The organism is Fulvitalea axinellae, from assembly GCF_036492835.1.
Lineage (GTDB): Bacteria > Bacteroidota > Bacteroidia > Cytophagales > Cyclobacteriaceae > Fulvitalea > Fulvitalea axinellae.
In genome coordinates this window covers 518154-540260 of sequence record NZ_AP025314.1, presented here as the reverse complement: position 1 = coordinate 540260, position 22107 = coordinate 518154, and the positions used below count along the sequence as shown (strand labels likewise).

Genomic DNA, 22107 nt, shown 5'->3' with positions numbered 1-22107 from the left:
ATAGTTTAATGAAATCGTATGATATCCAAATTGGGTGCTCGATATGTATAATAATTTAGGCTTCATCAAAAACTTCCTCTTCTAAATGATAAACATGAAAGCCCCTTTTTCCCGTATGAGCAGAGTCTATCCCCACAAACCGTCCATCCTTACTCCATTTCGGATGTAAATCGACCCTATTTTCGCCCACAAATTTTAACGGTTGATAAAACTCCCCTAACCTTATCAATCTCCCCTTCTTATTTCCTTTTAGACAGAGCAAGTACAATCCTGACATCCTGTCCAGTCCTGGGTATGTATCTGTCAGCATCCACTTACCATCAGGGCTCACAGATGGGTGTCCGTCTGAAGTCAAAAGTTCTTGTGCAACTATTTCTAATTCACCTTTTTTATCTTCAAATCGAACATAGTGATCTAGTCCTGTAATGGATTTACAAAACCCTATAATTCTCTCATTGCCCTCCCAACAACAATGAGAAACCATTCCCGTGTCACAAAGTAAGTATAGCCCTGAACCATCAACATTACAAGTCATCAACCTTGTAAAACGTCCCTTGGGTCCAATCCACCTATGTAAAAACATGGCTCGCTTCCCATTTGGAGAGATGTCTACATGGTTAACTTTATGGGTAGCGCCTGTCATACTCTCACAAGGCATAAAATTTGTGAGCTCTTTTAAACTTATTATCTGATGACATCTGTTAGTAGACAGGTCTATCCTACTAATACCATCACTTAAGGATAAAAAATTAAAACTCTCAATGTCATGATTAAAATACCCATAATCAGGGCGCATCACAGCCAGTCGTTCAAAACTTAATGTCAATGCAAATCTTCCGTCAGAAGACACTGAATAAATTGGAAAATCAATCGTCTCTTCTTCGTTCGTTTGTAGGTTTATTATCCTTGACCTATAACCTTTACCGCTCTCATAATCATTAAAAATGATTTTATTATTTGCCCCTCCTAGCCATTGTAACATCGCTCCTTGTTGCCAATTCCACGCTCTAGTCTTAGCTACTGTTTCTATTCTACCTGATTTAGAATTATATAGTTTGATATTCAAATCATAACAGAGACTCCCTCGAGGTTCTACACTAGCCACACTTTCACCAAAGATAATATCGCCCTGTAAATTCCAAGGACTTATATTATAATAACCAAAAAAAGAGCTAATGCCTTCCTTTTTATTAGGGAGTATTACTTCACGAATACCTAAACTTGTATAGTAGTCTTGAAATTTTCTTCTTATAAAATACCTAAAACAAGCATACCTTATAGTCCTATAAAAATCTGAAATAAATTCTATCGACTTAATTTTCTTTTTAATGAATTCTATCATAGCTGTTTACAACTTTCTAAACTTCGAATAAAATTCTATTTTTTTATTTTTATTCGAAAAAGCACATATTGAGACATAATATTAGCATTATGACAAATTAAAGTCGCGTAAAAAACCCCAATAAACCCATATCTCTCAATCAGAATAAAATCAAAAAAAACATTACATACACCGAAGAAAAACGTAGTTATTGTCAATAATTTAGCATATCCTAACGGAGTTATAACCCCGTTAGTCATGTATACTCCTATGAATTTCAAAGGTAAAACTAACAATAAAACATTGAAAATAAGTAAAAAGTCCTGCGTATAATACGCATTTAAATAGCTCTGAATCAATATTGGTCCTAGAAAAAAAAGTATACAAATCAAAAATAAAGAGCCTATAAATAAAAAACTTGGTATATGTTGATAATATTTACTCAATCTTCTCAAATCGTCCTTATCCCGAACAGCTTTAGGGCTTACTACTTGCCCTAACATTATAACGGGTAAGACCAATAATTGAAACGATTTCATCACTAACTCATAATAGCCAATTTCTTTGGTAAAGGAAAAATATTCCAGAATGAACACGTCCACTCGTGAATAAAGAAAAAAAGAAAGTGAACCTAGCCCAACAATTATAGAGTATCGTAAGACATCTCTCACAATCTGTAATGAGAACCTATACTCAGAGAAGGATGTTTTGTATATATAGAAACAGAGTAACAAAACGTTGTAAAAAGAGTATGACAACAAGAGCCCTTTTATCCCAAAATACGATATCAGGAAAAAACCAATCAGAGCCGATATTAGTGTAGGAATAACAGTTGAACGAGATACCTCTTTAAACCTCCCCATTCCAACATACATCCCATCTAAAACGGATATTAATGGCAAAGAGAGAAGATATGGCAGTAAATATAAAATATTCACAGAAGAACTTGTGAACAAGAACGATAGTATAACAAAACCAACAAAAGATACGATAGTAGAAAAAACAGATACCGAAAATACTAATGTCGATATTTCCCTATTGGTCCCTTGTTTTGTATATTCCGCACACTTTTTCAAGCAAGTCGCAGAAAGGCCAAAGTTTGCAAACATCTCAACTATACCAACTAAAGCCAAAACATATACAACTTCCCCATAACCTTCTGGCGATAAAATGCTAGCCGCATAAAAGTTAAAAACAATTAAAATAAGTGTTTTAGATAAATACTGAAGTAATCGCCAGAGATAATCCCTTACAATCAAACTCTTGGAAAACAAACTAAGTGAATATTTCAAAATCAATTTTTTAAAGACATTATAACGTGAGTCACAGATGAAAAGACTCACTAACCTTCAATCACTTAACATCAATATAATTCCTAATAAGAACTTATTTCTTTTCATGATCTTTCAAAGACCAATTACAATGAAAGAGAGATAGTTTCGCCCTTCTCAGCTTGATATAGTGATCTCGAAATGGTTAAGCAAGGACCTGTAACTATCCAGCCAAGCGTTGGGCCTTTCTATGAAATAGCGCTCTTTGTGAAGTTGATCGTCCAGGATATCGAAATGATCGGAGGCTTTATTAGGGATATAAAGGTTAATTCCGTAGTGAAAGGCCACCATTCGAAGCTTTTCCCCGTCAAATCCGGCGTCGGCATTGAGAAACAGGCCGTCCACGCTGATTCTAGCTCTGTAAAGAGTCTTAACAATCGTCTCAACCGAGTTCCCTATGTTGTGCATGTTGTCATTACGGTTGCCCGCTTCCGGACGGGACATAGCCAACGGAACACCTTGCTGTCGATCAGGTAAATGTCGCTTGTCATCTTGGCCTTTTATCGTCCTTAGTACCCCACCACCTCCCCGCCCGCAGAGCCCTGGCACAGCGTGGCTTCCGTCAAGATCGGTGCAGAGAGATCCGAAAACCCCGAATATTTCAGTAGAACCCCAGTCCAAGCCTTTTTCCAGTGGCCGAGTACGCTCCACCGCCTAAATCACTTACTAACAACTTTATAGTTCAAAAGTTTGGCCGTAAAAAACATACACACGGGAAGCATATGCCATTGAACATTAGCCTTGAGCTTATACAGGATACAATGACTATCTCACTCAAATCAGCATGACTAACAAACCCTCTTGTTGCGACCGTGAGATGAGACAAAATTTCGTTCGCTATCGTACTTCTGAGGGGATACTTGTGATATATCTGGTACACGGAAGGTTGCAGTTTTGGTGTTTGGTAAACTCAAATACCTGCAACCTTTTTATATTTTTTCATGATCCAGATGACTCTATTTCAAAAGTCGAGATCAGTTCTATTTAAACGACGATTATGTAGCAATAAGTTTTTAGTATCACTATAAATACCACCTAAAATCATACTTCAGAACCTCAATCAGCCAAAAAACATGTAGCTTAGATCACTGTGGTTTTTACCCAAAACCAAGAGGGTACAGAACGACAATGAACCACATAATATTAAAGCCTACCATCAACAATTTCTTCACTCAACACCCCCTTCACATCATAGAGAATCCCCTCAGTACTCTTCAGCGAGGCCACATCAAGTGCCTTTTTAAATTCCTCATGAGCAACAGAAAGCACCACGGCATCATACTTATCACCATTCAACTCCGGCAACAAATCCAAACCATACTCATGCTTCACCTCTTCCGCATTCGCCCAAGGGTCATAGATATCAATGGCTAAACCAAAAGTATTCAACTCTTCGATGATATCAATAACACGGGTATTGCGAATATCAGGACAGTTTTCTTTAAAGGTGATCCCCAAAACCAATACACAGGCGTCTTTGATTCGCTGCCCTTTCTTGATCATCAGTTTTACTACTTCCTGAGCTACATATGCGCCCATGCCGTCATTCAATCTACGACCAGCCAAAATGATCTCAGGATTGTATCCCACTTCCTGAGCTTTCTGCGCCAAGTAATAAGGATCTACTCCAATACAATGACCTCCAACCAAACCAGGACGGAAAGGCAAGAAGTTCCACTTGGTTCCAGCGGCTTCCAATACTGCCTGTGTATCAATATCTAGCTTATTGAAGATCTTCGCCAATTCGTTCACAAAGGCGATGTTTATATCTCTTTGTGAGTTCTCAATCACTTTCGCTGCTTCAGCAACCTTTATGGTTGGCGCCAAATGGGTTCCGGCTACGATTACGGATTTATACAGATCATCAACTACCTTACCTATTTCGGGAGTCGATCCAGCCGTAACCTTGAGGATCTTCGTTACTGTATGCTCTTTATCCCCCGGGTTGATACGCTCTGGTGAGTATCCACAGAAAAAGTCTTCATTAAATGTCAAGCCCGAGGTTTTCTCCAAAACGGGAACACACTCGTCTTCTGTAACACCCGGATATACCGTCGATTCGTAAATTACAATATCGCCGGCTTTCAAAACTTTGCCTACCGTTTCACTAGCCTTGTATAAAGGCGTAAGGTCTGGTCGGTTATTCTTATCGGTAGGAGTCGGTACAGTTATAATAAATACATTCGCTGACTTGATTTCATCGGCATTCGCCGAAAAGCTGATGCCGATTTCATCCGTAGACGCATTAATCACCTCTTGCAAATATGAATCGGCTACTTCCAACGTACGATCATGTCCCGAGTTAAGCTCATCAACTCGAGATTGGTTTATATCGAATCCTATTGTTTTATATTTTTTACCGAATTCAACCGCCAATGGCAATCCAACATATCCTAATCCGATTACCGCTATCGTTTTTTCACTCATATTCTAAAAATAGTCTTTGACCCGTAATATCCGCAAACAACATAAGTCAATACGTCCATATTCAACTTTAGCGTCCGCCTCAAACCGAAAGGTCTAGAGTTAATTTTCTTATTTGAACAATATTTAAATCTAAAGTGGAGCAGTGAGATACATTGACCTCATTCAACATTTCACACCTACCAAAGACAACACTCTATTTGCTTTATTTCAAATTCTTATAATACCACTCCGAGGCTTCTTCCAATCCTTGTTTCACAAGATGGCTTGGCTTATACCCCAAAAGCTTTTCCGCCTTTTCAATTGATGCCAAAGAGTGTTTGACATCCCCTTGTCTTTCCGGACCGTGAACTGCGTCGATTTTAGCTACTTCAGGGTCAAACTTCGAAAGGTTTTCTTTCAATCCCTCCACCAACTCATTCAAATCCGTATTCTCACCACAGGCAACATTATATACAGTATTCACTGCTTCCGGATTTTCCGCTAAACAAGCCAGTTGATTAACCTGAACCACATTATCCACATAAGTAAAATCACGCGAATGGGTCCCATCACCGTTTAAAACTGGCGATTCATGGTCTAACAAAGCCTTTACAAATTTCGGGATCACCGCAGCATAAGCACCAAACGGATCCTGCCTACGACCAAACACGTTAAAGTATCTCAAACCGATCAGTTCTATACCATAAGTCTTGGCAAAAACATCGGCATAAAGCTCATTCACATATTTTGTCACCGCATAAGGCGACAAAGGTTTGCCTATTCTCCCCTCTACTTTAGGGAGCCCTGGGTGGTCTCCGTAAGTCGATGAGCTAGCAGCATAAACCATTCGCTTCACGCCCTCATCCCTTGCGGCCACCAACATATTAAGGAAACCAGAAACGTTCACTTCGTTGGAAGTGATTGGGTCGTTAATCGAACGGGGAACAGAACCTAAAGCCGCTTGATGCAAAATATATTTTACGCCTTTAACAGCCTCTTTACAGTCTTTCAAGTTACGAATATCACCTTCAATCAGGCGAAATGCTGGATTTGAGAGAAACGATTCGATATTCTCACGCTTACCTGTCGCAAAATTATCAAGGCACGTAACTTTGTTACCTTGAGCTAATAAGGCTTCTATCAAGTTCGAGCCGATAAATCCAGCCCCGCCTGTTACTAAAACTTCCGTACTTTCTAAAATCCGGTTACCCATAAACTATTCTCGGTTTCAATAAATACGACAGAATAACAATACTGCCATCAAAAAACAACCCCATACTTTTCTGGAAAAGTAGGAAGGCTCATAACCTCCAAAATAACTCCATAGGCTTCGAAGGGCATCTAAAATTAAGAACGGATTAGACACAGCTTCGCCCCGTGAGTCCCACATATGGCGCACAAAGTTAATCTTTTTTCCCACCCGTACCACATCTGGAAATGCCATAATTTCATAAAGGGAAATCTGAAGGCTAAAGCCCTCTAAGTTTTTAGTTAAAAATAATTCAAGCTCACCTTTCAAAAAGCATGGCTCTGCAACAGGCTCCCCCTCATATCCCCTTAATCCTATCCCCCTTTTTAAAACACCCTACAACATTCAATCACAAACACTTGAAATACAAATGATTAGACCCACCTCAAAATATAAAAAACAGAAATTTGTAAAACTTTAGATCTTTGCCCCTAAAAACAATATTTCAATTTTTAATACATAAATCAACAATTCAAAACCTAAGAATTGCCCCCCACCACATTCGATTAGTCATAAAACATATGAATAAATGCGACTTATTTTACCAGTAATCATTTAACAAAAAAATCCGTTCTCCAGCTTTTCTGCCTTTATCTTCCAAAAATGACAAAGGCTCCGTGCTTTCCAGCCCAGAGCCACAATATTCTTAAGCATCGCCTAAGGCTCAATCCATCACCAAAATTGACTCCCAGGCCTATTTAAGCGTCCAAAATCTCCTCATCCAAATGCTCAAAATCCTCTCCTTCCCCACTGGCTACGGCCAACGTTACCATGGAGTCGCCCGTCACGTTGATCACGGTACGACACATATCCAGAATACGGTCCGGAGCGATGATCAAGGCCAAACCTGCCGCCGGAACTCCTATCGCCTCCAACACGATCACCAACATCACCATGCCAGCACCGGGAACGCCTGCCGAGCCTATAGAAGCCAACGTAGCCGTAATCACAATCATTATCTGCTGCCCTATCGTCAACTCCATATTCAGAGTCTGGGCGATGAAAACCGCGGCCACAGCCTGATAAAGGCTTGTTCCGTCCATATTAATCGTAGCCCCCAGCGGCAACACAAAGCTGGAAACCTCTTCCGACACACCCAAACGCTTCTCGGCGCACTCCATCGTCACCGGCAAGGTGGCTGAGCTGGAACTCGTACTAAAAGCCAGTAATTGTGCTGGACGAATCCCTCTGAAAAAGTCTCCAAGCTTAATCCTGGAGAAGAAACGCAACACCAACGGATAAACAATCAACGCCATAACGGAAAGTCCCAGCAACACAGTCAAAGCATAAATGGCTAACGACCCCAACACCTCACCCGCTTTCTGCGGGTTTTTACCGGCGACGTCCACTATTAGGGCCGTCATCAAAGCGAACACACCGTAAGGAGCCAACGCCATTATAAACTCTATAATCACCAGTATTGTCTCGTTCAAGCCCTCGAAAAACCTCACCACAGGCTTCCCTTTCTCTTTGGGAACCTTCAGCAAAGCCACTCCCATCAGAATAGCGAAAACCACCACCTGAAGCATCATCCTGTTATTCGCTGCGGAGGCAACGACATTCGTTGTCACCATATCCACCAATGGCTGTAGGGGGCCCTGATCCTTTACAGCCTCAGCGGTCGCCAACTTACCAGCCGCCGCGTCACCGTATAGATCCAGCAGTTCCAAACGGGTTTCTTCGGAAATAAACTTGCCTGGCTTTATCAAATTCACAGACAATAGACCAACGCTAACGGCCAACACAGTCGTCACCAGATAAATCCCGATCGTCTTGCCCCCCATTCTAGACAGTTTCGACACATCGCCCAGATTGGCCACACCCACTATCAAAGACGCCAATACCAACGGCACGGCGATCATCTTCAAAGCGTTGATGAAAATAGTCCCGAAAGGTTTGATATAATCTTGCGTAAAACTCAAAGGCGCTCCGCTATAAAGCAATACCATGCCGCAAATCAAGCCGGCCACCAAGCCGATCACAATCTTAATGTGTAATGGAAGTTTATTCTTCATAAAAAGATCTTTTCTGGGTTTAACCGCTACCGCCAAACGCCGGGTGCCATTGCAAAGCTTTAACTCCAACACCCGCATTGGGACACGCCGATGATGATTCCTCCGACAGATTCTTACCCGGATCGATTACCGCCCAGCTAGCGCATATTAAACAGATTTCAATCAGGAATCTACTAAAAAATAGCCATAATCCGTAGCCTTCCAACCCTAAACGCTTCTCTCTGACCGTTTTCCCCCACAATTATCTATTTAATCGCAAAAAAGCCTGAACGATGCCCTTATCAATACACCTAGATTCTTACATCTGACCTCCGTCCGATTTTCCTCATATTATCCTACAGCCTTATGGGAAGGCTTACCCCAGTTTCCTCCCAATGGAATAGCCGTTCAGCATAGAACTGAATCCACAATTGGAATAATACAAAGTCACAACAAAGCAAAACTGCTCTCAGCAAAAATTGACGTAGCCTCACACTTCATAAAGAACATTCCTGACAGAATCCATCTCGGATTAATTCAGAAAAAAAACAGAATGAAAAAAGTTCTCTCTTCATTTTCAACTTTAGCGAATTCCAAGCCCTTGACTATTTCCCCATTACGGCATACACAAGACATACTTGTGCGTTAAAATTAGTAACTTGCCTACACTAGCCCTTTTAGACAAAGAATGGGATTGTTGATATTATGAGGAAGAACTGTGAGACAGACTATAAGCCGTTCGCGCAACTGATCCGAGACAGGATCGCAAAATACGGCGACCGGACAGCCCTAAAATTCCAGGAAAAACGGAGAGGCCCATGGCTTCCTATTTCGTGGAACGAAATGGGGAAAAAAATTGACGCCGTTGCCAAATCTTTGCTTGCACGAGGCGTAAAAGTGGGCGACAAAATCGCCATCTTTTCGCAAAACATGCCTGAGTGGTCGCTGGCCGATTTCGGTATCCTTTCCATTAGGGCCGTCACCGTGCCAGTCTACGCCACCAGCACGGGAAAACAAGCCGAGTACATTCTCCAGGACAGCGGGGTCAAACATATTTTTGTAGACAGTCAGGAACAATACGAAAAAATCGTGGAGATCTTGCCTGACAATCCGCAGATCAGCCAAATTGTTGTTTTTGACAAGAAAGCAAAACTGTATAACAACGGTATTTCCCTTCATTTCGAAGATTTCATCAACGAAAAACAGGACGAATATGAGGGTGAGCTCAAAACCCGTCTGGCGGAAATTCAAAAGCAGGATCTGGCAACACTGATTTACACTTCGGGCACAACTGGAAACCCCAAAGGCGTAATGCTGGATCAGGACAACATCGAAGCCCAACTCTGGTCTCATGACCAGTTTCTGGATGCCAACGAAGATGATGTGTCCTTGGCATTCTTGCCGCTCAGCCATATTTTCGAACGCGCTTGGGTGTTCTACGCCCTTCATGCCGGCATGACCATTTGCTACCTTTCCGACCCCCGGGAGGTCGCAGCTGCGATGAAAGAAGTACGCCCCACCGTCATGTGCTCAGTACCGAGACTTTACGAAAAAGTCTACGCCACTATCCAAGCGGGACTGGAAAAGGCCTCTCCTGTCAAACAAAAACTCTTCTCTTGGGCCGTAAGCACGGGAAAGCTTCACCGCAAAGCTAGCCTAAAAGGCAAAGCCAACCCTTTGCTTAGCCTAAGATACAAACTGGCCAGAAAACTGGTTCTTGGCAAAGTGATGGACGCTTTGGGCGGACGCCTGCGTTTTTCGCCTTGTGGCGGCGCCAAGCTCTCGTCAGAGATTAATGAGTTCTTCCATAGCATCGGCTTACATGTAATGTGCGGTTACGGCCTCTCCGAAACCACCGCCACGCTATCCACTTATATGGACACAGGCTTCGCCTACGACACCGTCGGCAAGCCCGCGCCCGGAGTGGAAATGAAAATCGGCAAAGACAACGAGATCCTCGTCAAAGGCCGCAACGTGATGAAAGGCTACTACAACTTGCCAGAAGCTACGGCTGAAGTCTTCACGGAAGACGGCTGGTTCCGCACTGGCGATGCTGGCTATTTCGATGAACAAGGCGACCTGATCATCACCGATCGCATCAAGGACTTAATGAAAACATCAGGCGGAAAATACATCGCTCCGCAGATGATCGAGACACTTATCGGCAACGATCATTACATCCAGCAAGTGGCCATCATCGGCGACCAGCGCAAATATGTAACAGCGTTAATCGTCCCAGCCTTCGATGCCTTGAAAGAATGGGCGGAGAACCGTGGCGTAAGCCTGGAACCCGGCACAGACATCCTAAACGACAAGCTCGTTATGGATTTCTTCCGCGAGCGTATCGACCGCCTCCAGAACGAACTGGCCCGTTTCGAGCAAGTGAAAAAGTTCACGCTAATGCCCAATGAATTCACAATCGACGCAGGGGAAATCACCCCGACACTAAAAGTGAAGCGAAAAGTTATCCTTCAAAAATATAAGGACATCATCGATCGTATGTATGATTAGTGAATTTAACTTTCCCTTTTCATGAACAAAGGCCACCTTCGAGAGAAGGTGGCCTTTGTTTTTCATCTCATAACAAATCTGATTACCGAATTTATGCCCCAACCACTAATTGGCTGTATGGACATAAACTTGTGAAAGGGAAGCCCGACTTGTTTATATTTTACTATTTAGTCGATGTAATAATATTTGATATAATCAATCCCAACGAAGCCGCTGCTGTACCTATACCGATCCACTGCTGGGCATTTCCTTTACGCTCGGGGCGTTCGGGAACAATCACTTTAGCTCCCGGCTCCACCTTTGGCCAAGACCTGAAAAACAGGAATTTCTTACTCCTAGACGCTGAACCATCCGCATATACGACGAAAGTCTTTCCTTTTTTCGCTCTTATGCTATAGCCTCCTCCCGCATTAATATAATACTTCAAGCTTTTGCCAGGCACATAAGTCACACCAACAGGGTTAAGCACTTCGCCCGTCACACTTACTGTCTGCAATTGGTGAGGCAAAATAAGTTCATCCCCGTCCTGAAGAATCAAGTCAATATTCGATTGGGGCTTTTCCAGTATCTTTTTAAGGTTTATACTGATAAATTCAAAATCCTTAAAGTCATCTTCAACCATAGAAGAGTCATTCTCCATAATTTGCTCTCTCCTACGAATTTCGATTTCGGACAGCTCAATTTTTCTTTTCAACGCAGCCCCTTTAACATAAGCGAAGTTTGTTAATCCTCCCGCTCTCGCTATAATATCCGAAACTCGCTCCGTTTCCTCTTTCAACCCATACTTACCCGGGAACTGAACCTCACCCGACACCACAACATTCTCCGCTTCTCGATAATTCGGTGCTTTACGGACAAATACTTGATCAAAAGGAGCCAGCTTAAAACTGTTACCCTCTCCCTTTACCCTCAAATCTTTATCAACATCGAAATAAAATATATCGGCAATCTCACCTGTCTTAATTTGATCTTCCTCCTCTAGATTCCTCCTAGCAACTTCTACCCGCATACCGGTAGCTCCAAACTTAAAGCCTCCGGCCATTCCCACCAAATCACCTAGAGTCATCCCTTCCGCAAAAGCATATTCGCCTTCGAAACGAATCTCTCCCGAGACATTTACATTTCTCTCGCCTTCCAGGTCAAAGATGGAATACACTATCACCTTATCATCACGACGCAACGCTAGGTCTTTTTTGCCCGTGATAACATCCCGGACATCAAACGAAACCGCCTCCAATGAGAGATCTTCCGCCTTACGGTAAATGATACCACGATTAAGGAACGCATCTTCTTTAAGGCCTTCCCCCTTATCCAAAATGAGCTTACTTAAAGTAAGACCTTCGGTCAACGAGAAGTTTCCGGTTCGGTAAACAGCCCCTTCAAGGCTCACCTTATTGGCATATCTTTCCAGAATTTTGAGAACCGTAATCGAGTCTCCGTTCTGAGGCTTATACTTCCCAAAATCATCTTGGGCCAAGTCCAAAATACTTAACTCCCGATCCCCTTTGCGAACAATTTCCAAACGATGCTTATAGGCTTCTGCGGTAAAACCACCGGCATAACGCACAAGGTCATTCATGTTCTCTCCTGATTTCGCTTCGAACAAACCTGGAGTTTTGATTTCACCCTCGAACGCCAAACGGGTCTCATATGCCGGAATCAAGATGATATCCTGATCTCTCAAAACAAAGTTTTGCTTTCCGTTCCCATTCAAAAGAAAGTCGTAAACATCTACGGTTTTATACGGCTTACCGTTCCGGATCACTTTGATTTTCCTGAACGATCCTTTTTCATTAGGGCCACCGGCCAAGTAAAGAGCATTAAAAACTGTCGCCAAGGACGGCAATGTATAAGTCCCCGGAACATAAGCCTCTCCTGCTATCGTTACCTTTATGCTTCTAAGATTACCTAAAGAAATTTGAGCGAATGTATCTGGAATTCGACCACCATTTTTCCTCAAGCCTTCGTAAATCGAACTTATCCTCCCGATCACTTTGCTGTTGGCCTCCTCTATAGTCAACCCGTTTACGTAGATCGGCCCTACACCTTCCACATTAATGTTCCCGCTTGACTCAACGGGCAAACGCATCATAGCCTGCGATGCTCCCCAAATATCAATCACCAACTCGTCACCTACACCAACCTGATACCCTTTCGGGGTCGGAATATTCAGGGAAGGTTCGAAAGAAAGGTTCTCGTTATTAAATATGGTGGTTCCGAAAATTCGTTTGTTCAAACGCTCTTCCTCTACTGGTTTCTTTACCGAAATGTCTGAAGTTACGGCCAAGCTATCTTCGGCCTGTTCTTGCTGAACTCCCCGTTTTGCACTAGACGAAGTAGAAACTGTAGCCAACCTTGATTTCAGCTTCGCGATCTCCACTGCCGGCACTCCCCTCAAGCGGGCCATGCTTTCAAGTTCCGTAATACCTACCCCTCGACTCTTCATCTCCTCGGAAATCTTTTGAATCTGGGCATCCGTAAGACGGTCAACCTTCATGGTTTTCCAGTCAATCTTATTTAAGTCAGCCTCCGTAGGGGTCTGCGCCATTAGCGTCAAACCCGTCAAAAAGAAAAAAGCGACAAGAAAAAATATTCTTCTAACAAATAAACTCATAGCAAAATTCACAAACTGCGGTCGTTACTTCCGGGCGAAATTGATAAATGCCGGGCAATTTACCAAACGGCCCCTGAGCTCAGTTACATGTTTTTAAAAAAAGAGTCCACAATCCCCGAAAAGAACCGTTCTTTCATTGAAAAAACGGAAAGAACCACACTTTCCAGCATTCAACCGGATTCTGTTTATTAAATATACCGAGCGTAATAAAAAATATAATTTTTAAGGTTGTCGTATCAAAAGCGAGGCGTATTTTTGGCGCGCAAACATAAACGAACCGATCCACTCCAAAATCGGTTTGACTATATATGACTATCAAGCTATCAAGACCATGACCTTAGACGATTCTCTATCCATCCACGTGCCCAAAAGCGATTGGCCCCGCGTCGTGATCATCGGCGGCGGATTCGCCGGGCTCAAACTCTCCAGGTCACTGGTACGGAAAAAATTCCAGGTAGTGCTTATCGACAAGCACAACTATCACGGATTCCAACCACTCCTTTATCAGGTTGCCACAGCAGGCCTAGAGCCGGATTCTATCGTAGGGCCTTTGCGCCAGCATGTAGAAGAGCGAAAGAATTTCTATTTCAGGATGCTCAACGTAAAGCAGATTCTTCCCGAGAAGAAATCTGTGGCTACGGACGTGGGCGAATTGGAATACGATCATTTGGTAATCGCCACAGGCTCGAAAAGCAACTTCTTCGGTAACAAAGACATCCAACGCCACTCTTTCCCGCTCAAAAAAGTAACGGAAGCGCTGGACCTACGAAGCCAACTCTTACAAAACTTCGAAAAATCGGTTCTGACAAAAGATATTCGTAAAAGAGAAGCCCTTATGAATGTCGTAATCGTGGGCGGTGGACCTACGGGTGTGGAACTTGCCGGCGCTATAGCCGAACTTCGAAATCACGTTCTTCCGCAAGATTATCCGGAACTGAACCTCAAAAGGATGAAGATTTACCTTGTGGAAGGCGCCGGAAGGCTTCTGGGGGCAATGAGCGAAAGTAGCGGAAAAAACGCCCAAGCCTATCTCGAAAAATTCGATGTTTCCATCATCCTCAACAAACTTGTCCAAACCTATGACGGGGAAACCGTAAAGCTTAACGACGGCACCCAGCTCTACACTACCACCTTGATTTGGGCGGCCGGCGTAATGGGCAACACCGTCAAAGGCCTTCCCGATGAGGCTGTCGAACGCAGTCGTTACTTGGTCAACGAATACGGACAAGTTAAAGGCTACGAAGACATCTTCGCCGTGGGCGACATCGCCTGCCTCAAAACGGAAGAGCACCCGCACGGACTCCCCATGCTGGCGCCGGTAGCCATACAACAGGGAAAACTCTTGGCCGACAATCTCGAACGACTTCGAGAGGGCAAAAGCATGAAGCCATTTAAATATCTGGACAAAGGCACCATGGCGACTGTCGGGCGTAACAAAGCCGTAGTCGAACTGCCCGGCGGACTCCGTTTCGGCGGCTTTTTCGCTTGGATCGTCTGGATGTTCATCCACTTGCTCTACATCATCGGCTTCCGCAACAAGTTTATCATCTTCGCCAACTGGTTCTGGAATTACGTAACCTACGACAGAGGAAATCGAGTAATTATCCGAACATATAAACCGAAAAAAAATCGGGACAGAAAAACGGAGAAAAACCCGCCCAAAGACGGCGAAAGCTAAGCTCTTATACATATTTGGGCGGGCAAAACAAGCGCCCGCCCGTAGTGTTTTCTCGAATTTCGCTAACTTGCGCAGAGTTAAACCCTGATGTGAAAGAGCTAAAAACACACATATGCTGAGCAAGTACAGTAACATGACACAGCGAACCGTCGCTGGCCTGATAGGCATACTGGTTATCCTAGGCGCAATTTTTTGGAGTGCCTGGAGTTTCTTTTTTCTTTTCCTTTTCATCTGCGTGATGGCCCAACAGGAATTTTACAAACTTGCCGGTATAGACGGACAAGTACCCCTCAAAACATACGGCACATTTTGTGGCGCTGTGCTCTTCGCATCCACGTTTTTGGTCTCAAAAGGAATTATCCCGGACAAATCCTATTATCTGATATTTCCATTAATGAGCGTGACTTACTTGGTCAAGCTTTATACCAAAGGAGAAAAAAAGCCCTTCACCAATATCGCATACAATTTCACCGGTATCCTATACGTCGCCCTGCCCTTCGCTTTGCTTAACATAGCCGCCTTCCAAACAGGCGAATATAGCCACCAAGTCATCATAGGAGTCCTTTTTCTCCTTTGGGCCAGCGATACCGGAGCCTATTTCGCAGGTGTAAATTTTGGAAAACGCAAACTTTTCGTGCGGGTGTCACCAAAAAAATCATGGGAAGGTTTCTTCGGAGGCGCCATACTTTCGCTCGTCACTTCTTATGTCGTGAGTTTGTATTTTAAGGAGCTGAGTTCTGTGGAATGGCTTGGAATGTCGGTAATTATCATAATTGCCGGAACCTATGGGGACCTAATCGAGTCTTTATTAAAACGAAGCGTATCCATTAAGGATTCTGCGTCTACCATACCTGGCCACGGCGGTTTTCTCGACCGTTTCGACGGACTGCTGTTCGCCTCGCCATGGATAGTCGCATACTTAAAATTCGTCTGCGCATGAATTATTTAATTCGAAATTGGTGGTGTTAATTAATTTCGAATTTATAATTTAGCGCCAGAAAACATCTCCGTTTTTATAAGATTGATTATGGCGTACATTGAACCCGCTCCTATTAAGGATAAGGAAAACCCATTCGAGTCGATGATGTCCCGTTTCGACTTGGCGGCGCAAATACTGGGAATCAGCGATGAGTTGTACAACATCCTGAAAACCCCGGACAAGCAAGTGATCGTCTCTCTTCCCATCACTATGGATGACGGAAGGATCGAAGTGTTTGAAGGATACCGAGTTATCCACTCCAAGATCTTGGGGCCTACCAAAGGTGGCATCCGTTTCGACATGGGAGTGAACCTCGATGAGGTAAAGGCTTTGGCTGCTTGGATGACCTGGAAATGCGCCGTAGTAGACATTCCGTACGGAGGAGCCAAAGGCGGTATTCGCTGCAATCCCCGCAATATGTCGGCCGGTGAGATCGAGCGTCTTACGAGAGCTTTCACTACAGGAATGAACGACGTTTTCGGGCCCGACAAAGACATTCCGGCTCCGGACATGGGCACAGGCCCAAGGGAAATGGCTTGGCTGATGGACCAATACTCGCGTAACCAAGGCAAAACCGTAACCGCTGTAGTTACCGGCAAGCCCCTGTTCCTCGGGGGGTCGCTTGGACGCCAAGAGGCTACAGGCCGTGGAGTAATGATTTCGGCGCTTGCCGCAATGGAAAAACTCCAGATCAACCCTTACAAAGCCACTGTAGCTGTACAAGGCTTCGGTAACGTAGGCTCTCACGCCGCTTTGTTGTTGGAAGAACGCGGTTCCCAAATCGTGGCGGTAAGTGATATCAGCGGTGCTTATTACAACGAAAAAGGCATCGATATCAAGCAAGCTATCGAATACCGCAACAAGAACAACGGCATGTTGGAAGGCTTCCCAGGGGCGGAACAAATCCCGGGGCCAGACTTGCTCACCTTGGCTGTTGACGTACTTGTTCCGGCTGCGACGGAAGACGTTATCACTAGACATAACGCCGACAAAGTAAAAGCCCGCCTGATAGTGGAAGGCGCAAACGGCCCTACATCGTCCAAAGCCGATGCTATCATCAACGAAAAAGGCATTATGGTGGCTCCGGACATCTTGGCTAACGCCGGTGGCGTTACGGTTTCTTACTTCGAGTGGGTTCAAAACCGCCTGGGGTATAAGTGGACTCGCGAACGCGTGAACCGCCGTTCGGACAGAACTATCCGCGCCGCGTTCAACCACGTGTACGAAACTTCTAAAAAATACAACGTGCCAATGCGTATCGCCGCATACATCGTGGCCGTTGACAAAATCGCCAAAGCGTACGAGTTCCGTGGCGGATTCTAACATCGATTCAAATTCTTAGAAATACACAAGCGCCTCGATGTAGGCGCTTGTTTTTTATTTTTAGGCATAATTTTTATAACTTCGCCCGTTACACTGCCGAACAGAACCTAAAAACACGTTTATTCTCGACAATGATGACAATTCATAAGGAAGGTAGATCTTTACTGCTTTATTTGTTAGTAATCCTGATAGCCGCCAACATAGGCATCCGCCATTTTTTCCCGTCAGTAGCCTTGGCTGCCGACATTACACTGTTGCTTAGCGGCGTACTTTTCTTACTCGTTCTGCAATTTTTCCGCCGTCCGAAGATCAAAGTTTGCCAAGACGAACAGTGCGTCCTCGCACCAGCGGACGGTAAAGTTGTAGTGATTGAGAATACTTACGAAGACGAATATTTCAAAGAGGAACGCAAGCAGGTTTCGATCTTCATGTCTCCTCTGAACGTACACAACAACCGATTCCCTATCAGCGGACTCGTGAAAATGTTTAAGTACCACGCCGGCAAATACCTCGTGGCATGGCACCCGAAAGCCAGTACCGAAAACGAGCGTACCACTATGGTAATCGAGCGTGAAAACGGAGTGGAAGTTCTCGTAAGACAGATCGCCGGAGCAATGGCCAGAAGGATTCGCTGGTATGTGGAAGAAGGCGACACGGCCGAACAAGGCAACGAATTCGGTTTCATCAAATTCGGATCAAGGGTTGACATCTTCTTGCCGAAAGACGCCAAAGTAGTGGTTGACCTTCAGCAAAAGACCAAAGGAGGGAAAACGATTATCGCCCGCCTGCCGGAATAAAAGAAGCCTTAGGCCAAAACAAAGACTTTACGAAGCCCGTTTCACGACGGGCTTTTTCTTTTTCCAATGGCAAGGGTTTTTCCCTATATTTACCGCACAATTGACCTGAGAAAATCCTAAACATGGCTAAGTCGAACATAAAAAAAGGAGTACTCGTCGTAAACCTCGGAACTCCCGATAGCCCGAAAACTCCCGATGTAAGAAAATACCTGCGTGAGTTCCTTATGGACGGGCGGGTAATCGACATCCCGTTTCTTTCCAGATGGGCGCTCGTAAACCTGATCATCGCTCCGTTCAGGGCTCCGAAGTCCGCCAAAACGTACGCCGAGCTTTGGGAAGACCGTGGCTCGCCCCTAATGTTCTACGGAGAAGATGTTGTGAATGCTCTGAAAAACGATTCGGAGCTTTCAGGCTACGAATTCGCTCTCGCCATGCGGTACCAGTCGCCGAGCATCGAGTCCGGCTTGGAATATCTCCGATCAAAGAATGTAAGCGAGATAATCGTCCTGCCACTATTTCCGCAATACGCTTCGGCCACTACCGGCTCGGTTGTCGAAAAGGTAAACAGCATTATCAAAAAATGGCAAGTCATTCCTTCCATCCGATTTGTCAACCAATTTTACGACAAGGAGCTGTTCGTTAAGGCTTGGGCTTCCGTAGCCTCTTCTCATATCAACAAAAAAGAATACGACCATTACGTGTTCAGCTACCACGGATTGCCGGAAAGACAGATTCGCAAGGCTTCGGTAGACGGCTACTGCAAGCTATCGGAGAAATGCTGTTCGAATATCAATAAGAAAAACCAATACTGCTACCGTGCCCAATGCTTTGCCACCACAAGGCTTTTGGCCGAAGCCATGGGAATTCCCGAAGAGAAATACACGATCTGTTTCCAATCGCGATTAGGCAAAGAGCCGTGGATTCAGCCTTACGCCGAAGACGTGATCGAAAGTTTGGCGAAATCTGGACAGAAAAAAGTGTTGGCGTTCTCCCCGGCTTTCGTTGCCGATTGTCTGGAAACGACTATCGAGGTGGGAGACGAATTCAAAGAGGAATTTGAGCATGCAGGAGGAGAAGTCTGGGATTTGGTCCCTAGCCTAAACGCTCATCCGGATTGGGTTGAATGCCTAAAGCAGATCATTCTGGAAAAATCATAATCAGCGAGCGCAAAGCTGAAATTGACGATAAAGAAACGGCCGGATTCATACGAATCCGGCCGTTTTTCATTCTATATAAAATAAGCGACAGAGCGCTCCGCTATTAATAGCGGTAATGCTCCGGCTTGTACGGTCCTTCTACAGGAACGCTGATATAATCGGCCTGCTCTTGCGAAAGCTCTTCCAGCTCCACACCGATTTTCTCCAAGTGCAAACGAGCCACTTTCTCATCAAGGTGCTTAGGCAAAACGTAAACCTTGTTTTCGTAACGCTCTTCGTGCAACCAAAGCTCCATCTGGGCCAAAGTTTGGTTTGTGAAAGAGTTTGACATTACGAACGAAGGGTGACCGGTAGCGCAACCCAAGTTCACCAAACGGCCTTCGGCCAAAACGATAATATCAGAGTCGCCGATCGTGTACTTGTCTACCTGAGGTTTGATCTGAACCTTGGTGTCGCCGTACTTGCCGTTTAACCAAGCCATATCGATCTCGTTGTCGAAGTGACCGATGTTACAAACGATGGTCTTGTCTTTCATCGCCTCGAAGTGCTCGCCACGAACAATATCTTTGTTACCGGTGGTAGTCACTACGATATTGGCTTCCTTAACTGCGTCAGCCATTTTCTTCACTTCGAAGCCTTCCATAGCGGCCTGCAAAGCGCAGATCGGGTCGATTTCAGTAACGATTACGCGGGCGCCAGCGGCTTGCAACGACTGGGCCGAACCTTTACCAACATCACCGTAACCAGCCACAACAGCCACTTTACCGGCAATCATTACGTCGGTAGCGCGACGGATACCGTCAACCAACGACTCACGGCAACCGTATTTGTTATCGAATTTCGACTTGGTAACCGAGTCGTTTACGTTAATGGCCGGAAGAGGCAACGTACCTTTCTCCACACGCTCGTACAAGCGGTGAACACCCGTAGTAGTCTCTTCGGTGATACCTTTGATGCCTTGGGCCAACTCAGGGTAACGATCCAAAACCATATTGGTCAGGTCGCCACCGTCATCCAAAATCAGGTTCAACGGCTTCTCCATGCTACCGAAGAAAAGCGTCTGCTCGATGCACCAGTCGAATTCCTCCTCGTTCATGCCTTTCCAAGCAAAAACAGGAACTCCGGCGGCGGCAACAGCTGCTGCGGCGTGATCTTGCGTCGAGAAGATGTTACACGAAGACCAACGCACGTCAGCGCCAAGCTCCACAAGCGTCTCGATCAAAACCGCTGTCTGGATCGTCATGTGAAGGCAACCCGCGATACGCGAGCCCTTCAACGGCTTCGTCGGTCCGAATTCCTTACGCAAAGACATCAGTCCAGGCATTTCGGCTTCGGCCAACTCAATTTCTTTCCTTCCCCATTCGGCCAAGGAAATGTCTTTGACTTTGTAATTAAGAGAGGTATCGATCATGGTTTTTAACTTATCCGCCGGTAACAATCTGCAAGGATTCGCAAAATCATTTCCGGCATTTTTGTTTTCGTTCTATTCAGATACCGAGAAAAGCCCCGGGTATTGGTAACACAGATATGTCAACTCAAAAAGTTTATTTGATCAAGCAAGAAACTCCACTCCCTTTACGTCAAAAAGGCGCTCAACGTTCCGAATTTTCATTTTAAGTTCTCCCATTGGGCCCACGCCGGTTATCGTTCCTTCAAACACTTCCCCAGTGGCTGTATTTCGAAATTTTCTCGCTTCGCCGATCCAATACAAACAATCCAAATACTCCCGCAACTGGCTTTCGGTCCCGCCACGTTCCGCTTCCACAAAACGTCGGGCAAAGTTTCGGCACAATCCGCCCATTATCTCGTTCAGATCGAATTCCTGCCCGCAAAGAGAAGCCATAGATACCGCGTTCGGCGTTTGGAAGTCTCGCTGGTTCACATTCAGGCCAATTCCGACCACGGCGAAATCGATTTCACGGCCTTTCAGCGTATTTTCGATCAAAGTTCCGGATATTTTTCCCGACTCAACGTAAACATCATTCGGCCACTTCACCTTTACCCATTCAGGGGGGAAGTAAGAAACCAGCAAATCGCGGATAGACAACGCCGTGAGAACGCTCAGGTCGAACTGCTCGGTAACTTGGATAAAATCCGGAGAAACAGTCAGCGAAAGCGTAAGGTTTTGGCCAGGCCCGGATTCCCATCCGTTTCCGCGTTGGCCTCGGCCGGCCGTTTGGGCTACGGCCACCACCACGTCGCCGTGGCGGGCTTTCCCTTGGCGTATCAACTCGTTGGCCACGCTGTTGGTAGAATCGCACTCAGGAAGCTCATACAGAGCGCCTCCCGGAAATAATGTATGGCTGAATATTTTATGCAACGAAATTTCTTTAATTTTACGCCGCAATTTAGAAACAAGACATGGAAGAAAAAAAGGAATTGGTAAATTCGGAAAAACTCGCGGATTTGGCGGTGTTGGGTATGTTGGAAAAGAAAGCATCCGACATTGTGGTAATGGATTTGCGTAACGTAAAAGGTGCCGTGGCAGACTTTTTCGTGATCTCTTCCGCCAGCTCCGACACCCAAGTGGAAGCCGTGGCCAAATCCGTGGACGAAGCTATATACAAGGGCGCCAACGAGGACCCTTGGCACAGGGAAGGAACCGAAAACCGCGAATGGATTTTGCTGGACTACGTAAACGTGGTCGCGCACATTATGAAAACGGAACGCAGGGAGTTTTTCAACCTCGAAGGGTTGTGGGGAGACGCCGTGATCAAGAGGATCCAGGCAGAGGATTAAAGGAAAAC

Annotated in this window: 16 protein-coding genes; 7 read left to right on the top strand and 9 right to left on the bottom strand. The window is 44.9% G+C overall.

The window, feature by feature from the left end; all coding sequences use genetic code 11:
• Positions 1-55: 55 nt before the first annotated feature.
• The 6 genes from AABK39_RS02195 to AABK39_RS02170 form a co-directional block, all read right to left on the bottom strand.
• Complete coding sequence (locus tag AABK39_RS02195; protein WP_338393287.1) at positions 56-1342, bottom strand: hypothetical protein; 1287 nt, start codon at positions 1340-1342, stop codon at positions 56-58.
• Between the two features lie 35 nt (positions 1343-1377).
• A complete protein-coding gene (locus AABK39_RS02190; protein ID WP_338393286.1) occupies positions 1378-2613 on the bottom strand; it encodes an oligosaccharide flippase family protein in 1236 nt (411 codons plus the stop codon).
• 156 nt (positions 2614-2769) lie between these two features.
• Entirely contained in the window at positions 2770-3303 is a 534-nt protein-coding gene (locus AABK39_RS02185) for a hypothetical protein (protein WP_338393285.1), read from the bottom strand.
• 492 nt (positions 3304-3795) lie between these two features.
• On the bottom strand, positions 3796-5079 hold the full coding sequence (locus AABK39_RS02180) for a nucleotide sugar dehydrogenase (protein ID WP_338393284.1): 1284 nt from the start codon (positions 5077-5079) through the stop codon (positions 3796-3798).
• Positions 5080-5281: 202 nt separating this feature from the next.
• Positions 5282-6271, bottom strand: a complete 990-nt coding sequence (locus AABK39_RS02175) for an SDR family oxidoreductase (RefSeq protein WP_338393283.1) — start codon at positions 6269-6271, stop codon at positions 5282-5284.
• Positions 6272-7005: 734 nt separating this feature from the next.
• Complete coding sequence (locus AABK39_RS02170) at positions 7006-8322, bottom strand: dicarboxylate/amino acid:cation symporter (protein ID WP_338393282.1); 1317 nt, start codon at positions 8320-8322, stop codon at positions 7006-7008.
• 684 nt (positions 8323-9006) lie between these two features.
• On the opposite strand from AABK39_RS02170, the gene AABK39_RS02165 reads away from it, so the two are divergent.
• Positions 9007-10812: an AMP-dependent synthetase/ligase gene (locus AABK39_RS02165; protein ID WP_338393281.1), complete on the top strand. Its 1806-nt coding sequence runs from the start codon at positions 9007-9009 to the stop codon at positions 10810-10812.
• 163 nt (positions 10813-10975) lie between these two features.
• Here the strand turns inward: AABK39_RS02165 and AABK39_RS02160 are convergent, their stop codons facing one another.
• Positions 10976-13309, bottom strand: a complete 2334-nt coding sequence (locus AABK39_RS02160; RefSeq protein WP_338393280.1) for a polysaccharide biosynthesis/export family protein — start codon at positions 13307-13309, stop codon at positions 10976-10978.
• Between the two features lie 448 nt (positions 13310-13757).
• On the opposite strand from AABK39_RS02160, the gene AABK39_RS02155 reads away from it, so the two are divergent.
• The 5 genes from AABK39_RS02155 (at position 13758) to hemH (ending at position 19360) form a co-directional block, all read left to right on the top strand.
• Positions 13758-15104 carry an NAD(P)/FAD-dependent oxidoreductase gene (locus tag AABK39_RS02155; protein WP_338393279.1) on the top strand — a complete coding sequence of 449 codons (1347 nt, stop codon included), beginning with the start codon at positions 13758-13760 and terminating at the stop codon, positions 15102-15104.
• A 112-nt stretch (positions 15105-15216) separates the two neighbouring features.
• Complete coding sequence (locus tag AABK39_RS02150) at positions 15217-16044, top strand: phosphatidate cytidylyltransferase (RefSeq protein ID WP_338393278.1); 828 nt, start codon at positions 15217-15219, stop codon at positions 16042-16044.
• A gap of 87 nt (positions 16045-16131) precedes the next feature.
• A complete protein-coding gene (locus AABK39_RS02145) occupies positions 16132-17406 on the top strand; it encodes a Glu/Leu/Phe/Val family dehydrogenase (protein WP_338393277.1) in 1275 nt (424 codons plus the stop codon).
• A gap of 134 nt (positions 17407-17540) precedes the next feature.
• Entirely contained in the window at positions 17541-18203 is a 663-nt protein-coding gene (locus AABK39_RS02140; RefSeq protein ID WP_338394669.1) for a phosphatidylserine decarboxylase family protein, read from the top strand.
• Between the two features lie 122 nt (positions 18204-18325).
• Entirely contained in the window at positions 18326-19360 is a 1035-nt protein-coding gene (gene hemH / locus AABK39_RS02135; RefSeq protein WP_338393276.1) for a ferrochelatase, read from the top strand.
• Between the two features lie 103 nt (positions 19361-19463).
• On the opposite strand, the gene ahcY is transcribed toward hemH, so the two are convergent.
• Positions 19464-20771: an adenosylhomocysteinase gene (gene ahcY / locus AABK39_RS02130; RefSeq protein WP_338393275.1), complete on the bottom strand. Its 1308-nt coding sequence runs from the start codon at positions 20769-20771 to the stop codon at positions 19464-19466.
• A gap of 141 nt (positions 20772-20912) precedes the next feature.
• Entirely contained in the window at positions 20913-21680 is a 768-nt protein-coding gene (locus AABK39_RS02125) for a biotin--[acetyl-CoA-carboxylase] ligase (protein WP_338393274.1), read from the bottom strand.
• 41 nt (positions 21681-21721) lie between these two features.
• Between AABK39_RS02125 and rsfS the strand changes: the two genes are divergently transcribed.
• Positions 21722-22099: a ribosome silencing factor gene (gene rsfS / locus AABK39_RS02120; protein WP_338393273.1), complete on the top strand. Its 378-nt coding sequence runs from the start codon at positions 21722-21724 to the stop codon at positions 22097-22099.
• Positions 22100-22107 lie beyond the last annotated feature (8 nt).

Bases quoted from the DNA above. Each gene is read 5' to 3' on its own strand.
- AABK39_RS02195 (WP_338393287.1), bottom strand. From the start codon at position 1,342: ATGATAGAATTCATTAAAAAGAAAATTAAGTCGATAGAATTTATTTCA.
- AABK39_RS02180 (WP_338393284.1), bottom strand. From the start codon at position 5,079: ATGAGTGAAAAAACGATAGCGGTAATCGGATTAGGATATGTTGGATTG.
- AABK39_RS02175 (WP_338393283.1), bottom strand. From the start codon at position 6,271: ATGGGTAACCGGATTTTAGAAAGTACGGAAGTTTTAGTAACAGGCGGG.
- AABK39_RS02170 (WP_338393282.1), bottom strand. From the start codon at position 8,322: ATGAAGAATAAACTTCCATTACACATTAAGATTGTGATCGGCTTGGTG.
- AABK39_RS02165 (WP_338393281.1), top strand. From the start codon at position 9,007: ATGAGGAAGAACTGTGAGACAGACTATAAGCCGTTCGCGCAACTGATC.
- AABK39_RS02160 (WP_338393280.1), bottom strand. From the start codon at position 13,309: ATGAAGGTTGACCGTCTTACGGATGCCCAGATTCAAAAGATTTCCGAG.
- AABK39_RS02155 (WP_338393279.1), top strand. From the start codon at position 13,758: ATGACCTTAGACGATTCTCTATCCATCCACGTGCCCAAAAGCGATTGG.
- AABK39_RS02150 (WP_338393278.1), top strand. From the start codon at position 15,217: ATGCTGAGCAAGTACAGTAACATGACACAGCGAACCGTCGCTGGCCTG.
- AABK39_RS02145 (WP_338393277.1), top strand. From the start codon at position 16,132: ATGGCGTACATTGAACCCGCTCCTATTAAGGATAAGGAAAACCCATTC.
- AABK39_RS02140 (WP_338394669.1), top strand. From the start codon at position 17,541: ATGACAATTCATAAGGAAGGTAGATCTTTACTGCTTTATTTGTTAGTA.
- hemH (WP_338393276.1), top strand. From the start codon at position 18,326: ATGGCTAAGTCGAACATAAAAAAAGGAGTACTCGTCGTAAACCTCGGA.
- ahcY (WP_338393275.1), bottom strand. From the start codon at position 20,771: ATGATCGATACCTCTCTTAATTACAAAGTCAAAGACATTTCCTTGGCC.
- rsfS (WP_338393273.1), top strand. From the start codon at position 21,722: ATGGAAGAAAAAAAGGAATTGGTAAATTCGGAAAAACTCGCGGATTTG.